Source organism: Avibacterium volantium (assembly GCF_049366555.1).
GTDB lineage: Bacteria > Pseudomonadota > Gammaproteobacteria > Enterobacterales > Pasteurellaceae > Avibacterium > Avibacterium volantium_A.
Genome location: NZ_JBMMGT010000004.1, coordinates 52,653 through 70,318 on the forward strand (window position 1 = coordinate 52,653; position 17,666 = coordinate 70,318).

Here is a 17,666-nt window from a genome sequence, read left to right on the forward strand (position 1 = left end):
GAATTTGATGAATTTTTTCAGCCTGTATCACAACATACAGGCTGTAAGTGAACGTTTAAGCAAGGGGAATGCTTGAGAAAAATACTAGTAAAATAGGCGGTACGATATTGGTTACAAAGCCAAAACTAATGGCCAGCGGCACAACTTCAATGCTGCCAGAACGTTGAATAATTGGCAAGGTGCAATCTAATGCGGTTGCGCCTGCCATTCCAACGGCGGTAGAGCGATAATTAAACATAAAAAAGGGAATAATGAACAAGCTGACAATTTCCCGTGAAAGATCGTTAAAAAATGCAATGCTGCCAAAAACAGGCCCCCACGCATCATTAATCACCACGCTGGAAAGGGAATACCAGCCAAAGCCCGAAGCAATGGCTAGGCCTTGTGTAACAGGTAAATCCAGTACATAAGCAGAAATAATCCCACCTAACAATGAAGTGAGAATAAAAACCAGGCCTGTATAAAGCCCACGCTTATTGAAGATGACTTCACGCAATGCAATGCCGTTATTACGCAGCTGAATGCCGACAAAAAAGATCAGCAGCACTAAGGTATAAGTGCTTGTACTAAAAGGAAAAGCAAGCCATTCTTTGGTTAAAATACCCACCATAAAACCGATCAACACCATTGAGCAAAGTTTGGCGCTGTCTAATAATAATCGCCCGCGCGAAGGTAAATCTTTGCCTAAATGTTTAAGTGGCTGTGGGCGTAGTTTGTCATACAGTATTAAGCCGAGAATATTGCAGCCTTGAATAATTAAAGCAAAAGTGAAAGCAGAAATACCAATTAACGGTAAGGTGTTGGCAAGATCGTCCAAATGCCCTAAAGATACGCCCATAATGAATAAAATCACATAGAGCAGCAGCATCACAATTTGATTTATACGCTGCAAAAGTGCGGTGTTTTTTGTCTTAAAAAAATACCCTAAACACATTGGGCCAAGGACGATAAGTAACCCTTCAAACACAGTTTTTTCCTTAAAATGATGAAATTATTGTGCTATTTTACGCAAGTGAACTGAAAATACCAAGTAAACCAAGGATAGAAGGAACGGTGATGTATTTGCGTCAATTAGATATTGTAGGATTTCGTGGCATAAACCGCCTTTCATTTACCTTGCAACCGAATATGGTGTTGATTGGTGAAAATGCCTGGGGGAAATCCAGTTTATTGGCGGCGTTGAGCTTAATTTTTAATGATGAGAAGCGCCTTTATCAATTCCAATCAACGGATTTTTATCAGGACGAAAATAATGCCTTTACGGTGAAAGAAATCACTCTTTTCTTTACCTTTAGTGTTCATCGTGAAGCTAAATCCTTAACGCATTTTCCTTATAACCAATTGGCTATTTTTGATGATGAAACCTATGCTAAAATTTATTTTCAGATTACAGGGGAAATGCAAGGGGCAGAGATTCTCACCACCTATCATTTTTTAGATGGCGAAGGGAATGTGCTTGAGTTGGAAAATCCTGAGCAAATGGCAATGGCGTTAATTGCACAGCACCCTGTTTATCGTTTTCGTGATGCAAGGTTGAATTCATCGGGCAAGCATCAACATTTTTCAGCGTTGCCCTTATTAGATGATCCGAAAGTCAATCGTGAAATTCAATCCACACTGCACTTGCTGCAACATTATTTTCTCAATCGTGCGATGGCGGCAGAATTAATGCAAGATACCACCGCACTTTGGAACGATGTGAAATCTCTTTGTCTGAAATTGCGTGAAAAACAGCATCATTCATTACGCCATATTTTATTCCAACAATTAACCCAATTATTTGTTTCTGCTGATGAATTACGCGATTTTCACAGCTTGCGGCCGATTATTTTATTTGAAGATCCCGATTCCCGCTTGCACCCAAGAATGGTGGCGATTATTTGGGAGTTGGTCAGTTATTTGCCGATCCAACGTATCACTACCACGAATTCCGTCGAATTGCTTTCACAAATCCCTTTGCAGTCCATTTGCCGTTTAGTAAGAAACGCAGAGCGTACCCAAGCCTTTCAGCTTGCACATCAATTAGATAAAGAAGAATTACGCCGTTTGAGTTTTCATATTCGGCATAATCGTAGCCTTGCATTATTTTCTCGAATGTGGCTGTTGGTAGAGGGCGAAACGGAAGTTTGGATTTTAACTGAATTGGCAGAATTGCTTGGTATTGATCTTGCGATGGAAGGCATCAGGATCGTAGAATTTGCCCAGTGTGGCTTGCGCCCTTTAATTCATTATGCCAAAGCGATGGGGATTGAGTGGTATGTGCTGACTGATGGCGATGAAGCTGGCAAAAAATATTCTGCAACGGCGAAAAGTCTGCTCAATGATAAGGAACAGCCAGCAATGCGGCTCACTTATTTGCCGAAAAAAGACATTGAGCATTTTTTCTATTATGCTGGTTTTGAACAAACTTTTATTCGATTAGCACGCTGGCAAGATCATTCGCAGAAATATTTGGTTCATCGCATCATTCAACGTGCTATACAACGCACATCAAAGCCCGATCTTGCGGTGGCGTTATCCAATGAGATAAAACAGCGTGGGGTTGCGTCCATTCCACGTTTGTTTAAACAGCTTTTCACGCGCGTGTTAATTTTAGCGCGTTCATCTTAAGAAATCGTCTAAGCTCGAACAAACGAAGCGATAGAGAAAAAAATGACAGAAAAAATAAGCGGCAATTAATGCCGCTTTGTTTCGCTGATTTAGGTTAAGCGGGGATTTTAATTTCCCGAATCTTCATTGTGAAGCCGTCAATGAGCAATAATCGTCCACATAAATTCTCACCAATTTTCAACCGCACTTTGATCGCTTCAAGGGCTTGCATTGAGCCGACAATGCCCACCATTGGCGCAAGCACCCCTGTTTCCACACAGCTTAATGGCGCATTGCCGAAAAGCTGGCTAAGCTGGCGGTAAGTGGGCGTGTTTTCTTCATAAGTGAACACAGAAATTTGCCCTTCCATACGGATAGCAGCACCAGAAACCAGCGGCGTTTTGCTTTGTTCACAACAACGATCTAGCTGATTGCGCGTTTCCACATTATCGGTACAATCTAGCACCACATCAACGCCTTGCAATAATGCGAGTAGGGCATCATCATCTAATTGTTGGTTGATGGCTTCAAGCTTAACGTGCGGATTTAAACGCTGTAAACTGAGCTTGGCGGATTCCACTTTGGGCATTGTCAGACGGCTATCATCGTGCAACACTTGGCGCTGTAAGTTAGACAAAGAAACAGTATCAAAATCCACTAAAATCAATTTGCCAACGCCTGCCACGGCTAAATATTGGCTCGCCGCACAGCCTAAACCGCCCAAGCCCATTATCAGCATTGTGCTGTCTTTCAGCGTTTCTTGCCCGTCAAAATCAATGGCTTTCAGCACAATTTGGCGGTTGTAGCGCAGTTCTTCTTCAGCAGTGAGTTCGATCATAATCAGCCTAATAATTAATTAACCCAATAATTCATTGAAAGGTTCAATAGTAACCATTTCACCCGCTTGCACGTTGCCACGTTCTGCTTCTAATACAATAAAGCAGTTGCTTTCAATGAAAGCACTAAAGAGATGAGAACCTTGGAAACCCACAGCTCTCACTTCAAGTTGTCCTTGCGCATTGACCCAATAAAAACCGCGTTGGAAATCTTTGCGACCCACGCCTTTTTTCAGGTTTTCACTTGCGATTGCCTTAAGCTGTTGTGGCGCTTGCCATTGGCTGTAACCACTGAGCTTAGCAATGGCAGGCTGCACTAATTGATAAAAGGTAACCAAGGCGGACACAGGGTTGCCCGGCAAGCCGCAGAACCACGCCTTTTCTAATTTACCAAACGCGAAAGGTTTCCCCGGTTTCATCGCAATTTTCCAGAAATTAACCGTCCCCAGTTTTTCTAAAATCGTCTTGGTGAAATCCGCTTCACCCACTGACACGCCACCGCTGGTGATCACTAAATCCGCCTGTTCTTGCGCTTGCAAAAAGGCTTTTTCAAATAGCGCTTCATCATCAGGCAGAATGCCGAAGTCTAAAATTTCGCAAGGCAATTTTTCCAGTAATAATTTCACGGTAAAGCGATTGGTATCGTAAATTTTACCGCTGCTCAATGGCTCGCCAACGGGAACTAATTCATCACCAGTGGATAAAATCGCCACTTTCAAACGTGGAAATACAGGCACTTCAGCAATGCCTAAGGAAGCAAGCAATGGCAAGGAAAGTGCGGTGAGTTTTTCACCTGTTTTTAGCACCACGTCCCCTTGTTTCACATCTTCACCGGCTCGGCGAATATTTTGCCCCAATTTTGGTATTTCGTTGAAAGTAACCGTGCCGTCTTCGTTAAGTTGCACATTTTCTTGCATCACCACCGCGTCTGCGCCAGCTGGGATCATCGCACCAGTCATAATTCGCACCGCACTTTGTGGCAACCATTCGCCATTAAAAGGATTGCCGGCAAAGGCTTTGCCTGCCACGCTGAGTGTGCGTGATTGGGCAAGATCCGCAAGACGCACCGCATAACCGTCCATCGCAGAATTATCAAAAGATGGCACGTTTATCGGGGAGATAATATCCGCCGCACAAATACGCTGGCTCGCTTGCGAAAGCGGCAAGGTTTCCGTTTTCTGCGGCACAGGCAGCTGTGCCAACATTTCACTCAAAGCTTGTTCAATACTTAACATAAATTGTCCTTTTTCAACCAAGAATTGCATTCTATTCTACAAGAAAGTGCGGTGATTTTTATAGAAATTTTCATACTGAACCGCTATCTTTCTCATTTTATTATTGTTTTATTGTCTGATAGAATAGCCCAATTTGAAATTTGGAGAGTAGTGAATGAACAAGATTTCCCCAGAGGCGGAGAAAGTCCGTCAGGCATTGGTGAGTAAAGGGATTGAAACCCCAATGGTGGATACGCAACTGACAAAATCACAGCGCCGTGAAGGCATTGAGCAGCATATGCGTGAAGTGATGAAATTGATCGGTCTGGATTTGCGTGATGATAGCCTTGAGGAAACGCCAGTTCGTTTGGCGAAAATGTTCGTTGATGAAATTTTTAGTGGGCTAGATTATGCCAACTTCCCGAAAATCACTAATATTGAAAATCGAATGAAAGTGAGCGAAATGGTGTTGGTGAATGATGTAACACTCACCAGCACTTGTGAACATCATTTCGTTACCATTGATGGTAAGGTTTCAGTTGCGTATTATCCGAAAAAATGGGTGATCGGGTTATCAAAAATCAATCGCGTAGTGGCATTTTTTGCCCAACGCCCACAGGTGCAAGAGCGTTTAACAGAACAAATTTTGCTCGCGTTCCAAACAATTTTAGAAACAGAAGATGTAGCAGTTTACGTAAAAGCAACCCATTTTTGCGTGAAATGCCGTGGGATTAAGGATACAAATAGTTACACGGTAACCTCTGCTTTTGGAGGCGTGTTTCTTGGTGATCGTGAAACCAGAAAAGAGTTTTTAACACTAATCAATAAATAAATTAAATAATCTATTTTCTGAATAGATAGCCGTTATGCCAGCAATAAAAAAAGAAATCAAAAATCCACCGCACTTTCAAATAGTTACTTTGGATATTGTGCTAGCAGAAGTATGCCAGCGAGCAAGAGAGAAATCTTGCGTGGCATTGGATACGGAGTTTATTCGTACCCGAACCTTTTATCCTAAATTGGGGCTAATTCAGCTTTATGATGGTGAGCAGGTTAGTCTGATTGATCCGTTGGCGATTGATGATTTCTCTCCTTTTATTGATTTACTGGCTGATCAAAATGTGGTGAAAGTGTTGCACGCGTGCAAGGAAGATTTGGAGATTTTTCACCACTATTTCAAACAATTACCAACTCCGTTAATTGACACACAAGTGATGAGCCATTTTTTAGGCTTTGGTCGTTCAATGGGATTTGCCAGTTTGATTTATCATTATTTTGAGCTGGAATTAGACAAAGGCGCTTCACGTACTGATTGGCTAGCTCGTCCGTTGTCGGAAGTGCAGTTACGTTATGCCGCGGCAGATGTGTGGTATTTAATTCCTTTATATGAGGAAATGCAGCAACACTTGGCACAAACACCGTGGCAAAGTGCGGTGCAAAATGAGTGCGAATTTTTATTGGAAAAATGCCAGAAAACTAAATCATCCGATACAGCCTATTTAGATATTCCAAATAGCTGGAAACTGGATGAAAGGGAGTTGATGGCGTTAAAATTATTAGCCAAATGGCGTGTGGAAGAAGGAATAAAACGCGACATTGCCCTGAATTTTATTGTAAAAAGTGAGCATTTATGGCTTGTGGCAAAACATTTTCCTAAACATACTTCGGAGCTGCTTGATTTAGGCTTGTTACCAATGGAAGTGCGGGTGAATGGTAAAAAAATGTTGCAGCTTGTTGAAAAAGCAAAACGCACAGCAAAAGAAGAATATCCGTCACGAATTGTTCGTTTGGTTGATGATCCACGTTATCGTTCTGGGCTAAAAATTTTGCAGCAGAAATTAAAAGAAATTACCCCAGCAGAGCTGCCGATAGAAGTCATTTCGAGCAAACGAGGCTTAGAAAGTTTGATGAAATGGTGCTGGATAAAACAGCAAGATCCGAATGATTTACCCGATTTGTTACAGGGTTGGCGCAAAGAGTTTGGTGAACTTTTGCTCAAATCTTTACAAAGCTTTTAACTATATTGCTTGGCAATTTCTCATTATAGGGATTAGAATAGCGCATTCTCATTGAGAATTATCTTATAGTTTTTAGCTATATTATTTGTCTATTATTGAAAGGAAAATGCAATGAATAAAATCATTAAATTAGGTACAGCGGTTCTTTTTGCTCTTTTTGTTGCAGCGTGCAATAAAGCGGATCCCGCAGCAGATTATCAAAAATTAGTTGAGTGGAGCGTGGCAAATCAACAAAGCCAAGCAGCTTTCCAGCAAGAATATATGCAAAAATTGTCATCAGGCGATGAAACACAAATTGCTGAAGCAATGAATGCGCTAAGCGCAAGAAATGTAGAAGTGCAAAAAAGTTTGAATGCTTTAGATATTAAAAGCCCTGAAATCAAACAGTTAAAAGATAAAATGCAATCGGTATTAACCTTAACTTCAGAGCTTGCAAAAGATGGTTTAGCATTAATGAATAATGCAACACCTGAAGCCACTAAAGCGGTTCAAGAGAAAACAGAAAAAACCACTGCTGCAACTGCGGAGTTACAAAAACTTCAAGCTGAATTAGCAGAAAAATATGGTAAAAAAGCAGAGTAAAATCGCTTCATTATTTGTAAAGGCCGCCGTTAAGGCGGTTTTTTTATGCTTGAATTTATTGCAGCGAAGGGATTTGGCGAAATATCTTCTTAAAGAAGATAAATTTTAAAAGCAATGAGAAAAGGGATTTCCGTATTATTAGGTGTAGCAGAAATGTTTTTCTATGAAGCAAAAAAGTAAGAAATGCAAATTGATTAGAAAAATACTGAAAGTTGTTTATTTAATCAGTTAAAGCGAAATCATAATGAAAGATTTGCAATTCCCTGGGGCTTGGGGCATAATGGGGGTGTTCTGTTGCTAGATTTGGTGGCAGATGTTATGGAAACCTTCTCGGTTCCTCGCAACGAGGTCTGGTTTACCCGGTCAGGTTCGGAAGAAAGCAGCCAAAGTCAGATTTTTCGTGTGCCGAGAGCAAGCTGGGAAGGTTTCCGCCCAGCTTTTCTTTTCTCAATTTTTTCTCTTAAATCAATCTTTCACTTTTTCAATTCAACTAAATTCTTTCCACTAATTGTTTGAAAAAGCCGTTTTCTTTTACCATTAAGGTTTGATAATTGCCTTGTTCGATCAATTTGCCATCATCAATAATGCAAAGGTTATCAAATTGTTCAATCGCGGTAAGGCGGTGCGTTACCATAATTAAGGTTTTGTTTTGGCAATGGGCGAGAATTAAACGCAGAATTTGACGTTCTGTTTCGCGATCTAAACCTTCGGTAGGTTCATCAAGCAGTAAAATGGGCGCTTGATTTAGCAATACGCGCGCTAAACCTAAACGGCGCTGTTCACCGCCTGAAAGCGGGCGGCCGCCATCGCCAAGCCATTGATCTAAGCCCTGTTCTTGGTCTAGCAATTTGCCTAAACCCACTTGGTTTAGCACGTCAATCATTGCCTCATCAGAAATAGGTTGCTGATTTGCCAGCTGTAAATTATTACGCAAGGTATCGCTAAAAATATGCACGCGCTGGGTTAAAAAGCACATTTGGTTACGTAAACTTTTTTCGCTGTAACTTTCAATCGGTTGATTGGCAAGGAAAATTTTCCCTTGAGAAGGATCATAGTTGCGAACTAAAAGCTGTAACAGGGTGGATTTGCCACTGCCAGTTTTGCCTAGAATGGCAACTTTTTGTCCTTGTGGAATTTCAAGGTTGATGTTCTGTAGTGCAACATCTTGGCGTTCAGGATAAGTGAAACTCACTTGCTGAATGGAAAGATCAAGAGCGGTGTTTTTTTCGATAGTTTTTTGTCCGTTAAATTGCACGAGTGGCGTTTGTTCGGTGATTTCGGTAACCCGATCAGCAGAAGCAATCACTTGCCCAATATGCAAAAATGCCGAACCCAAAGGCATTAAAATCTCAAAGGCTGCCAGTGCAGCAAGGGCAAATAGGGCGATAATTGCAGGGCTGTATCGATCACTGCCAAAATCAGCATTGGCGGCAAACCATAAGGTGAGCGCGAGCAAAATGCCATTGGCAAAAAGCACAAGTGCGGTGGAAAATCCGCTTAAATTGGCTTCTTTTTGTTGAAAGTGTTGCCATTGTTGTTCTGTTTCGTCCAGTTTTTGTTTGAGCGGTTTTTCAGCATTAAACAGCAATAATTCTGCTTGAGATTGGATATATTCTACAAATCTCGTGCGGTAAGCCGCGCGCGCTTGGGTGAGTTTATGCCCGAACTTTTGCCCTAGATGATAAAAAATCGTTGGCACAATCAAGACAAGTGCGGTCAACATTGCACCAAAAAAGAGCGCCAGCGGAAGATTAAAAAAGCTCAAGCCTAGGGTGAGAAAGCCAATTACCAACAGCGCGGTGATAAAGGGCGCGAGCAGGCGAAGATAAAGGCTATCGAGCGTATCCACATCGGCCACTAAGCGGTTTAATAAATCACTGTTGCGATAGCGATTTAGCACGGCTGGGCTTAGTGGAATGATTTTTTGGAACACTTGCACACGCAATTTAGCAAGGATTCTAAAGGTGGCATCGTGAGTAACGATTTTTTCAAAATAACGGGCGACGGTGCGTCCAATCGCCAAGCCGCGCACGGTGGCTGAGGGATAGAAAAAATTAAATAACGTGCCAATGCCTGCCAAGGCGGTGGCGGCCAAGAACCAGCCTGAAACCGTTAATAAACCAATGCTGGCGGCAAGTCCTGTGATCATCAGGATTAAGCCTAAAAATAACACGAATTTGGCGTGCTTAAATAAACGTAAAAATGGTAAAAGTGTACGCATTAATTAATATCCTGTTTACGTTGTGCAAGAAGTTCTGCGAAAAATCCGTTATTTTGTAATTCGGCAAAATTGCCTTGTTGAACGATTTGTCCTTGTTGCATCACAAAAATGCAATCGCATTGTTTAAGATCTTCAATGCGGTGCGTGATCATCAAGGTGGTTTGTTCGCGGCTAATTTTTTGCAAGGCGGAAAGCACCAGATTTTCAGACTGTGCATCAAGGCTGGCGGTAGGTTCATCAAGGAGCAATAAATGGCGATGACGCAATAAAGCGCGGGCAATGGCTAAACGCTGTGCTTGCCCTACGGAAAGGCCAATGCCACCTTCTTTGATTTCGGCATCTAGCCCTAATTTATCCGTAAATACAGTAGCCTGTGCTTGTGCCAAGGCGCACTGAATTTCTTCATCGCTAGCTTGGACACCGCCTAAGAGTAGGTTTTCGCGAATCGTGCCTTGTAATAGCAAGGGATTTTGCCCCACCCAAGCAATTGCACTGCGCCATTGAGTTTTATTAATTTGATTGAGTTCAACGCCATTAATTTTCAGGCTACCTTGATAGTCTAAAAAGCCGAGTAGGGTATTGATTAATGAGGTTTTCCCTGCGCCACTTTGCCCGACTAACGCCGTATGACTTTTAGCTGGCAGATGAAAATTAAGGGGGTGGGTGAGCGGTTGGCCCTGTGGCGAGAGTACCACCAGATCTTGCGCGTGGATTTCAACTGTTTCATTTAACGTGAAATCTTGGCTTGCTTTCGCTTCATTTAAAATAGGCTGTTCTAAAAATTCAACAATAGCATCAGCCGCACCAATGGCTGCCGCACGATCGTGATAATAAGTACCAAGATCACGCAAAGGCTGATAAAACTCTGGGGCGAGAATTAAGCAGAAAAAGCCAATAAATAAGGTGATTGGCGTGCCATAAGCGCCGAAATCAAGCTCACCTAAATAGCTAAAACCAAAATAGACGGCCATTAGCGCAATGGAAATCGAGGTGAAAAATTCCAACACCGCAGAAGACAAAAACGCCATTTTCAGCACGTCCATTGTGGTTTCGCGGAAATCTTCCGTGGCTTGTTCAATATGTGCGGTTTGTTCTTCCGTTTTATTGAATAATCGTAAAGTTTCCAGCCCACGTAGACGATCTAAAAATTGGCCACTTAATTTTGCCAAGGTTTGCATATTTTTCTGACTGCTGTCTGCGGCGGCGATCCCAACTAAGATCATAAAAATTGGCACAAGGGGCGCGGTAACGAGCAAAATGAGTCCTGCCGCCCAATTGAGTGGAAAGACGGCAATTAAAATAATAAACGGAACGATCACCGAAAGGGCTTGTTGAGGTAAATAGCGTGCGTAGAAATTATGCAGATTTTCCACTTGTTCTAACATTATGCTTGCCCAACTGCCAGCGGGTTTTTGGTTAATCATTGCTGGGCCAACTTGATGTAATTTGGTGAAAATTTGTTGGCGAATAAAATGTCGTAATTTTTGACCGCACTTGAAACCAAGGCGCTCGCGCCAATACAAAATGATCGCACGCAAGCCAAAGCCGATTACTAAGGCGATAAAATAAGCGATTAAATTTTCCCTTGCGGTTTGCGCCATAATGAGCTGATGTAATAGGGTGGCGAGCAAGTAGGTTTGTGCAACTAAGATCAGAGATGAAAGGCTAGCCAATAAAATATTTAGGCTAAGTAACTTTTTTATGGGTTTTTGTTGGGCGCGTAGCCATTTTTGTAGGTGTCGTTGGCGAGCTTTATCCATAATTCTGCGTAAAAGGGTTAAGTTAGATAATAAGGAAAAAAGAAAAGCGGTGCATTACGGCAATAATGCACCGCTTAGGCTTATTCTTGGCTATCTAAGAAGCGTTCTGCATCTAAGGCTGCCATACAACCTGTGCCAGCAGAGGTAATGGCTTGGCGGTAATTGTGATCCATTACGTCACCTGCGGCAAAGACGCCCTCTACTGATGTGGCAGTGGCGTTGCCCTCTAAACCTGATTTCACCACGATGTAGCCATTATTGAGTTCAAGCTGACCAGCAAAAATCTCTGTATTTGGCGCGTGGCCGATTGCCACGAACATTCCGTCTAATTTGAGTTCTTCCGTTTCGCCTGTTTGGGTGTCTTTTAAACGAATGCCAGTTACGCCCATATTGTCGCCTAGCACTTCATCTAAAGTGCGGTGGGTATGTAGGATAATTTTTCCTTCTTCCACTTTTTTGTATAGACGATCCACTAAGATTTTTTCTGCGCGGAAGCTATCACGGCGATGCACTAAATGCACTTCAGAAGCAATATTGGCTAAGTAAAGGGCTTCTTCCACCGCGGTGTTTCCACCGCCAATCACCGCAACAGGTTTATTGCGATAGAAAAAGCCATCACAAGTGGCGCAAGCAGAAACGCCACGGCCTTTGAAAGCTTCTTCAGATGGCAAGCCGATGTAGCGTGCAGACGCCCCTGTGGCAATAATTAACGCATCGCAGCTAAAACTTTGAACATCACCATAAAGTTTGAATGGACGAGAGGAAAGATCCACGCGGTTAATGTGATCGAAAATAATCTCGGTATCGAATTTCTCCGCGTGTTGCAACATTCTTTGCATTAACTCAGGGCCTGTGGTATCAGCAAAATCCCCTGGCCAGTTTTCGATTTCTGTGGTGGTAGTGAGCTGTCCACCTTGTTGTAAGCCTGTAACGAGAACGGGGCTTAAGTTAGCGCGTGCTGCATAAATGGCAGCGGTGTAGCCCGCAGGGCCTGAACCTAAAATTAACAGTTTGCAATGTTTCATTTCTGACATAAAAATTCCTAGTTGATAAATCGTAAAAAATCTTCGTTATTATAGAGCCTTACGCCGTTAAATTCATTAATAGAGTAGTGAATAGAGCAATCGGCGGTATTTATTGGTAATAGGATCGTTATTGCCAATAGCAGCCAGAATAGATAAAAACTCTTGTTTCACTTCACCATTCAGCACGCCTAAATCTTGTTTTAATAAGCCGAATAATAATTCCAAGGCTTCTTCATTGCGGTGCGCTTGGTGTAACTGTAATGCCAGTTTTAAGGCAATTTCAGGGCTTGGATTGTTGGTGTATTCGGCTTGTAATTGCTGAATTTCTGGCGTGTCTGCCGCTTTAATTAATAATTCAATTTGCGCTTGCAATCCTTGCCAACGGCTATCGCGATCTTGCAATGGAATGCGGTTTAAAATTTCCTGCGCTGGTTCAACGCGTTTCATTGCAATATAGGTTTCTGCATAAAGCAGGGCAATATCGCTGTTTTTGTGATCGGAAAGCTCCCACGCATCTTTTAGCAGTGGCAAGGCTTGCTCATAGTTTTCATTCGCTAGAAAATCTAATGCTTGGGTAAATTTAATCTCTTCTTCTTTTGGCAAGATCAGGCTTAAATGTTGTTCAAGGGTGGCGTCATCTAATGCCCCTTGGAATGCATCAAGGGCTTGCCCATCTTTAAATAAATAGGTGGTTGGCAAGGCTTGAATACGAAACTGCGCCGCGACCATTTGTTCGGTTTCACAGTTAATTTTGCCTAATAAAAATTGCCCTTGGTATTTTTCTGCATAGCGTTCTAGCACGCTTACAAACGTATTAGATTCCTCGTGGCTTGGCGCATAAAACACTAAAGCAACAGGTTTTTGTTGGGTTTGTTGTAAGATCTCGGTGAGATTTTGTTCGGTAACATCAATAATATAAGCTGACATTTTCACTCCAGGTTTCAGGCTAATTTGAGTTACAAAAATTGCCATTGATTGTAACAAAAGTGCGGTGGTTTTTGGAAAAAAAACTTCCCAAAAAACCACCGCACTTAATGATTTAATAAAAATCTTGCTTAGAACAAAATACTTCCCACTAACGCAAAAGCGAATCCGGTAAAGCCGATGAGGGTTTCTAGCACTGTCCAAGTTTTTAATGTGGTTTTGGTGTCCATTTCTAGGAAACGGCTGACTAACCAGAAACCGCTGTCATTAACGTGAGAGAATACCGTTGCACCCGAGGCGATCGCGATCACGATAAAGCAAAGATCGAATTGGCTTAATCCAACCGTTGCCGCCACAGTTGGCGCAATTAAGGCTGATGTAGTGGTGAGTGCCACGGTGGCAGAACCTTGTGCTACACGCAATGCCATTGAAATAATGAAGGCCGCCACAATCACAGGCATTCCTGTATCAGCAAACATTGCGGAGAGCTCATTACCAATGCCGCTTGCACGCAATACGCCACCGAACATACCACCTGCACCCGTTACTAGGACGATAGAACAGATTGGCCCGAGTGCGTTATCACAGATTTTTTCGATTTGTTCATTACTGCGCTGATCTTTTAGTAATAAAATGGTTACGATTAAGGTAATCAATAATGCCACAGGGGTTTTGCCGAGTAAGCGTAGGCCTTGTACCCAAGCCTGTGAGCCATCAACCACGCCTGCGACAGAAAGGGTATTCAAGCCGGTATCACATAAAATTAGCACTAATGGCAATAATAAAATGGTTAACACTTTACCAAAACTTGGTGGATTTAATACTGCAGTTTCATTGATGGCATTTGCGTTTAAGAATGCTTTTGGTAAATCTACCATCACTTTTTTACCTAAGTATTGGCTAAATAAGTAGCTTGCGATGTACCAAGTTGGAATACCACAGACTAAACCAACGATGACTAATAAGCCAATGTTTGCACCTAATAAATCGCCTGAAGCAACAGGACCGGGATGTGGAGGCACAAAAGCGTGCATTACAGCAAATGCGCCTGCTGCTGGGAAGGCATAGCGCAATACTGAACCACCAAAGCGTTTTGCGACACTAAAGATAATTGGCAGCATCACGACTAATCCTGCATCAAAGAAAATTGGGAAGCCGAACAATAAAGAGGCTACCCCTAAAGCGAAAGGTGCATTTTTTTCGCCAAATTTATTGATGAGCGTATCAGCAAGCACTTTCGCGCCGCCAGTGATTTCAAGTAAGCGACCGATCATCGCACCTAAACCGACTAATAACGCCACAGACGCTAATGTGCCGCCGAAGCCTTTGGTTAAGGTTGGCAGAATTTCATTGAATGGCACGCCGGTGGCTAGCGCCGTGAGCAAGCTCACAATAATTAAGGCGACAAAGGCGTGAACTCTGAATTTCATAATTAATAAAAGCAACAGCAATACTGAAGCTATCAAAGTGAAAATCAACATATAAGATCCTTAGTATTTGATGATTAATTTCTTAGCCAACGACCAAGAACGGATTGCTAATTTACCCGTAACATTAAAATTAACTAGCAAGGTAAAATAGATAGGCATATTATTAGGGAAATTCTAACCAAAGTTCAAATTATTAGGGCGAAAATAGCGATTTTTGTTAAAAATTTGTGAGGATGATCACAAAATGAAATGTTACCAGTAACTAAAATCAGCAATTTTTTGTTATGGTTAGTGCAGTAGAAATAAAATTTAGCGGTAAGGAAAAGAAAATGGAAAAAACAAAAGGCAAAAGTTTTATCTTAATGGGCGTTTCTAGCACAGGAAAAACTTCGGTAGGTACGGAGGTTTGTCGCCGTTTAGGGTTAAAATTAATTGATGGGGACGATCTCCACCCGAGAGCTAATATCATTAAAATGGGCAATGGGCAGCCACTTAATGATGAAGATCGCGCCCCTTGGCTTGAGCGTATCCGTGATGCGGCATTCAGTCTAGAACAAAAAAGCGAACAAGGGATTATTGTTTGTTCTGCATTGAAGAAAAAATACCGCGATCAAATTCGCGATGGCAACGAAAGCGTGAAATTCCTGTTTTTAGAAGGTAGCTTTGATTTAGTGCTAGAGCGAATGAAAAATCGCAAAGGGCATTATATGAAAACAGAAATGCTCAAAAGCCAATTCGATACCTTAGAAACCCCACAAGCTGATGAGCCAGATGTTATTCATATTGATATTGATGGGACATTTGACGAGGTGGTAGAACGTTGTGTGGTGGCGTTAAAACCGTTTTTAAACTAGAACACAGAAAAATAGAAAGAAATTTGCTAATCAATAGGGGATTTCTCTTTTTTATCCTTCTATAAACCCTTTCATAAACCTGTTAAAATCTACAAAATTTTTTTGAGATAAGGACAGAGTGTGGCGTTAATTAGTTTAACTGACAGTTATCTTTCTTTTAGTGATCACCCCTTATTAGATCACACGGATTTATACATTGAAGCCGGCGAGCGTGTTTGCTTAGTAGGGCGTAATGGGGTAGGTAAATCTACCTTAATGAAAATTTTGGCGGGCGAAATGGTAATGGACGATGGTCGCCTGCAATTTGAGCGTGATCTGGTGATCTCTCGCCTTGAACAAGATCCCCCACGCAATGCGCAAGGCAATGTGTTTGACTATGTGGCGGAAGGCATTGCCCATTTGGCCGATTTATTGAAAGAATATCACCGCACTTCGGATTTGCTAGAGCAAGAATATAGCGAAAGCACGCTAAATCGTTTGGCGGAAATTCAAGCCCAACTTGAACACGCTGATGGTTGGCGGTTTGAAAATAAAATCCGTGAAACTCTAATGAAATTAGGGCTTGAGCCAAATATGCGGTTAGCGGATTTATCAGGCGGCTGGTTGCGTAAGGCGGCATTGGCGCGCGCTTTGGTGTGCGATCCAGACGTGTTGTTGCTTGATGAACCCACTAACCACCTTGATGTTGATGCCATTGAATGGCTAGAAAATTTCCTGCTGAGTTTTGCAGGTTCGATCATCTTTATTTCTCACGACCGTGCTTTTATCAGCAAAATGGCCACTCGTATCGTCGATCTTGATCGGGGCAAATTGGTGTCTTACCCCGGTGATTATGCGAAATATCTCATTGAAAAAGAAGAAAATTTGCGTGTGGAAGCCCTACAAAACGAGCTGTTCGATAAAAAATTAGCGCAAGAAGAAGTGTGGATTCGCCAAGGGATCAAAGCGCGGAGAACCCGTAATGAAGGGCGAGTGCGTGCCTTGAAAGCCTTGCGTGAAGAACGCCGTCAGCGTAGAGATGTGCAGGGTAGCGCCAAGTTGCAAGTGGATAATTCCACCCGTTCAGGCAAAATCGTCTTTGAAGTGGAAGATGTAAGCTATGAAATTGCAGGGAAAAAACTGATTTCGCATTTTTCAACCACCATTTTGCGTGGTGATAAAATTGCCTTAGTTGGGGCAAATGGGATCGGCAAAACCACCTTGATTAAATTGCTTTTAGGCGAAATTCAGCCTACGTCAGGGCGTATTAAATGCGGTACAAAATTAGAAATTGCTTATTTCGATCAATATCGTGCCGATCTCGATCCTGAAAAAAGCGTGATGGATAACGTGGCGGACGGTAAGCAGGATATTGAAGTCAATGGCGTGAAACGCCACGTTTTAGGCTATTTGCAAGATTTCTTATTTCCACCTAAGCGCGCAATGGTGCCAGTCAAAGCCCTTTCTGGCGGCGAGCGTAACCGCTTATTATTGGCAAAATTATTGCTCAAACCCAATAATTTGTTGATTTTGGACGAACCGACCAATGATCTTGATGTGGAAACCTTAGAATTATTGGAAGAATTGCTGGCAGATTATCAAGGCACGTTGCTGATTGTGAGCCACGATCGTCAATTTATTGATAACACGGCGACTGAATGCTATATCTTCGAAGGCAATGGCGTGATCAATAAATATGTGGGCGGTTTCCACGATGCGAAACAGCAACAAGCCAATGTGTTTGCTTTGAAAGAAGCGGAACAGGCCAAAGAGAAAAAGGCGAAAGAAAAACAAGCGGAAAGTGCGGTGGAAATCAACAAAGTTTCTCACAAACCGGTGAAAAATCGCCCGGTGAAACTTTCTTACAATGAGCAACGAGAGCTAGAGCAATTGCCACAAAAATTGGAAGATTTGGAAGAAAAAATCACCGCACTTCAAGCGGAAGTGTCTGATCCGAATTTCTTTCAGCAAGATCATCAATATACGGCGGACAAACTACAACAGCTTGCCGATGCGGAACAAGCGTTAGAACAAGCTTTTGCCCGTTGGGAAGAATTGGAAGAAAAGAAAAATATGGCAAGTTGATAACTTGCTATAAAGATAAGTGAGGTGGTTTTTTAGCAAATTTTATCCATAAAAAAACCGCCACATTAAAAACAAGTGGCGGAGAGGTCTTAAATAAGAAATTAGTTTGAAAAAGACAACTGCAATTTGCAGTGCACTAGCATTTACTA

The 17,666-nt window shown here is 42.2% G+C and carries 14 protein-coding genes and 1 other RNA gene; 7 read left to right on the top strand and 8 right to left on the bottom strand.

The features are described 5' to 3' along the window. Positions 1–55: 55 nt before the first annotated feature. Complete coding sequence (locus tag ACLS0A_RS01810) at positions 56–967, bottom strand: lysine exporter LysO family protein (RefSeq protein WP_416082171.1); 912 nt, start codon at positions 965–967, stop codon at positions 56–58. Between the two features lie 89 nt (positions 968–1,056). Here ACLS0A_RS01810 and ACLS0A_RS01815 point away from each other — a divergent pair, with 89 nt between their 5' ends. Further along, the gene (locus ACLS0A_RS01815; protein ID WP_416082172.1) at positions 1,057–2,610 is read left to right on the top strand and encodes a DUF2813 domain-containing protein; all 1,554 of its coding nucleotides are present in this window, start codon (positions 1,057–1,059) and stop codon (positions 2,608–2,610) included. A gap of 94 nt (positions 2,611–2,704) precedes the next feature. Here ACLS0A_RS01815 and moeB read toward each other — a convergent pair whose 3' ends face one another. Both moeB and moeA read right to left on the bottom strand, forming a co-directional pair. Next, positions 2,705–3,427: a molybdopterin-synthase adenylyltransferase MoeB gene (gene moeB, locus ACLS0A_RS01820; RefSeq protein WP_416082173.1), complete on the bottom strand. Its 723-nt coding sequence runs from the start codon at positions 3,425–3,427 to the stop codon at positions 2,705–2,707. Positions 3,428–3,445: 18 nt separating this feature from the next. Further along, entirely contained in the window at positions 3,446–4,660 is a 1,215-nt protein-coding gene (gene moeA, locus ACLS0A_RS01825; protein ID WP_416082174.1) for a molybdopterin molybdotransferase MoeA, read from the bottom strand. Positions 4,661–4,814: 154 nt separating this feature from the next. Here moeA and folE point away from each other — a divergent pair, with 154 nt between their 5' ends. The 4 genes from folE to ffs all read left to right on the top strand — a co-directional run bounded on the left by folE (position 4,815) and on the right by ffs (position 7,665). After that, entirely contained in the window at positions 4,815–5,471 is a 657-nt protein-coding gene (gene folE / locus ACLS0A_RS01830) for a GTP cyclohydrolase I FolE (protein ID WP_416082175.1), read from the top strand. A 34-nt stretch (positions 5,472–5,505) separates the two neighbouring features. Next, the gene (gene rnd / locus ACLS0A_RS01835) at positions 5,506–6,657 is read left to right on the top strand and encodes a ribonuclease D (protein WP_416082176.1); all 1,152 of its coding nucleotides are present in this window, start codon (positions 5,506–5,508) and stop codon (positions 6,655–6,657) included. A gap of 111 nt (positions 6,658–6,768) precedes the next feature. Further along, positions 6,769–7,239 carry a hypothetical protein gene (locus tag ACLS0A_RS01840; RefSeq protein ID WP_416082177.1) on the top strand — a complete coding sequence of 157 codons (471 nt, stop codon included), beginning with the start codon at positions 6,769–6,771 and terminating at the stop codon, positions 7,237–7,239. Between the two features lie 327 nt (positions 7,240–7,566). After that, positions 7,567–7,665, top strand: an RNA gene (gene ffs / locus ACLS0A_RS01845) — signal recognition particle sRNA small type. 64 nt (positions 7,666–7,729) lie between these two features. On the opposite strand, the gene cydC is transcribed toward ffs, so the two are convergent. The 5 genes from cydC to ACLS0A_RS01870 form a co-directional block, all read right to left on the bottom strand. Continuing rightward, on the bottom strand, positions 7,730–9,460 hold the full coding sequence (gene cydC / locus ACLS0A_RS01850; protein ID WP_416082178.1) for a heme ABC transporter ATP-binding protein/permease CydC: 1,731 nt from the start codon (positions 9,458–9,460) through the stop codon (positions 7,730–7,732). Then, positions 9,460–11,220 carry a heme ABC transporter permease/ATP-binding protein CydD gene (cydD, locus tag ACLS0A_RS01855; protein ID WP_416082179.1) on the bottom strand — a complete coding sequence of 587 codons (1,761 nt, stop codon included), beginning with the start codon at positions 11,218–11,220 and terminating at the stop codon, positions 9,460–9,462. Before cydD ends, cydC begins: the two co-directional genes overlap by 1 nt. A gap of 80 nt (positions 11,221–11,300) precedes the next feature. After that, positions 11,301–12,254, bottom strand: coding sequence for a thioredoxin-disulfide reductase (trxB, locus tag ACLS0A_RS01860; RefSeq protein WP_126372311.1), 954 nt, complete (start codon positions 12,252–12,254; stop codon positions 11,301–11,303). 66 nt (positions 12,255–12,320) lie between these two features. Then, entirely contained in the window at positions 12,321–13,172 is an 852-nt protein-coding gene (locus tag ACLS0A_RS01865) for a co-chaperone YbbN (protein ID WP_416082180.1), read from the bottom strand. 128 nt (positions 13,173–13,300) lie between these two features. Continuing rightward, positions 13,301–14,650, bottom strand: a complete 1,350-nt coding sequence (locus tag ACLS0A_RS01870) for a GntP family permease (protein ID WP_416082181.1) — start codon at positions 14,648–14,650, stop codon at positions 13,301–13,303. A gap of 278 nt (positions 14,651–14,928) precedes the next feature. On the opposite strand from ACLS0A_RS01870, the gene ACLS0A_RS01875 reads away from it, so the two are divergent. Together ACLS0A_RS01875 and ACLS0A_RS01880 are read left to right on the top strand one after the other, a co-directional pair. Continuing rightward, positions 14,929–15,453 carry a gluconokinase gene (locus ACLS0A_RS01875; protein WP_416082182.1) on the top strand — a complete coding sequence of 175 codons (525 nt, stop codon included), beginning with the start codon at positions 14,929–14,931 and terminating at the stop codon, positions 15,451–15,453. A gap of 120 nt (positions 15,454–15,573) precedes the next feature. Then, positions 15,574–17,517 carry an ABC transporter ATP-binding protein gene (locus ACLS0A_RS01880; protein ID WP_416082183.1) on the top strand — a complete coding sequence of 648 codons (1,944 nt, stop codon included), beginning with the start codon at positions 15,574–15,576 and terminating at the stop codon, positions 17,515–17,517. Positions 17,518–17,666 lie beyond the last annotated feature (149 nt).

Coding starts and splice junctions, on each gene's coding strand:
- ACLS0A_RS01815 (WP_416082172.1), top strand. CDS start 1,057: ATGTATTTGCGTCAATTAGATATTGTAGGATTTCGTGGCATAAACCGC.
- moeB (WP_416082173.1), bottom strand. CDS start 3,427: ATGATCGAACTCACTGCTGAAGAAGAACTGCGCTACAACCGCCAAATT.
- moeA (WP_416082174.1), bottom strand. CDS start 4,660: ATGTTAAGTATTGAACAAGCTTTGAGTGAAATGTTGGCACAGCTGCCT.
- folE (WP_416082175.1), top strand. CDS start 4,815: ATGAACAAGATTTCCCCAGAGGCGGAGAAAGTCCGTCAGGCATTGGTG.
- rnd (WP_416082176.1), top strand. CDS start 5,506: ATGCCAGCAATAAAAAAAGAAATCAAAAATCCACCGCACTTTCAAATA.
- ACLS0A_RS01840 (WP_416082177.1), top strand. CDS start 6,769: ATGAATAAAATCATTAAATTAGGTACAGCGGTTCTTTTTGCTCTTTTT.
- cydC (WP_416082178.1), bottom strand. CDS start 9,460: ATGCGTACACTTTTACCATTTTTACGTTTATTTAAGCACGCCAAATTC.
- cydD (WP_416082179.1), bottom strand. CDS start 11,220: ATGGATAAAGCTCGCCAACGACACCTACAAAAATGGCTACGCGCCCAA.
- trxB (WP_126372311.1), bottom strand. CDS start 12,254: ATGTCAGAAATGAAACATTGCAAACTGTTAATTTTAGGTTCAGGCCCT.
- ACLS0A_RS01865 (WP_416082180.1), bottom strand. CDS start 13,172: ATGTCAGCTTATATTATTGATGTTACCGAACAAAATCTCACCGAGATC.
- ACLS0A_RS01870 (WP_416082181.1), bottom strand. CDS start 14,650: ATGTTGATTTTCACTTTGATAGCTTCAGTATTGCTGTTGCTTTTATTA.
- ACLS0A_RS01875 (WP_416082182.1), top strand. CDS start 14,929: ATGGAAAAAACAAAAGGCAAAAGTTTTATCTTAATGGGCGTTTCTAGC.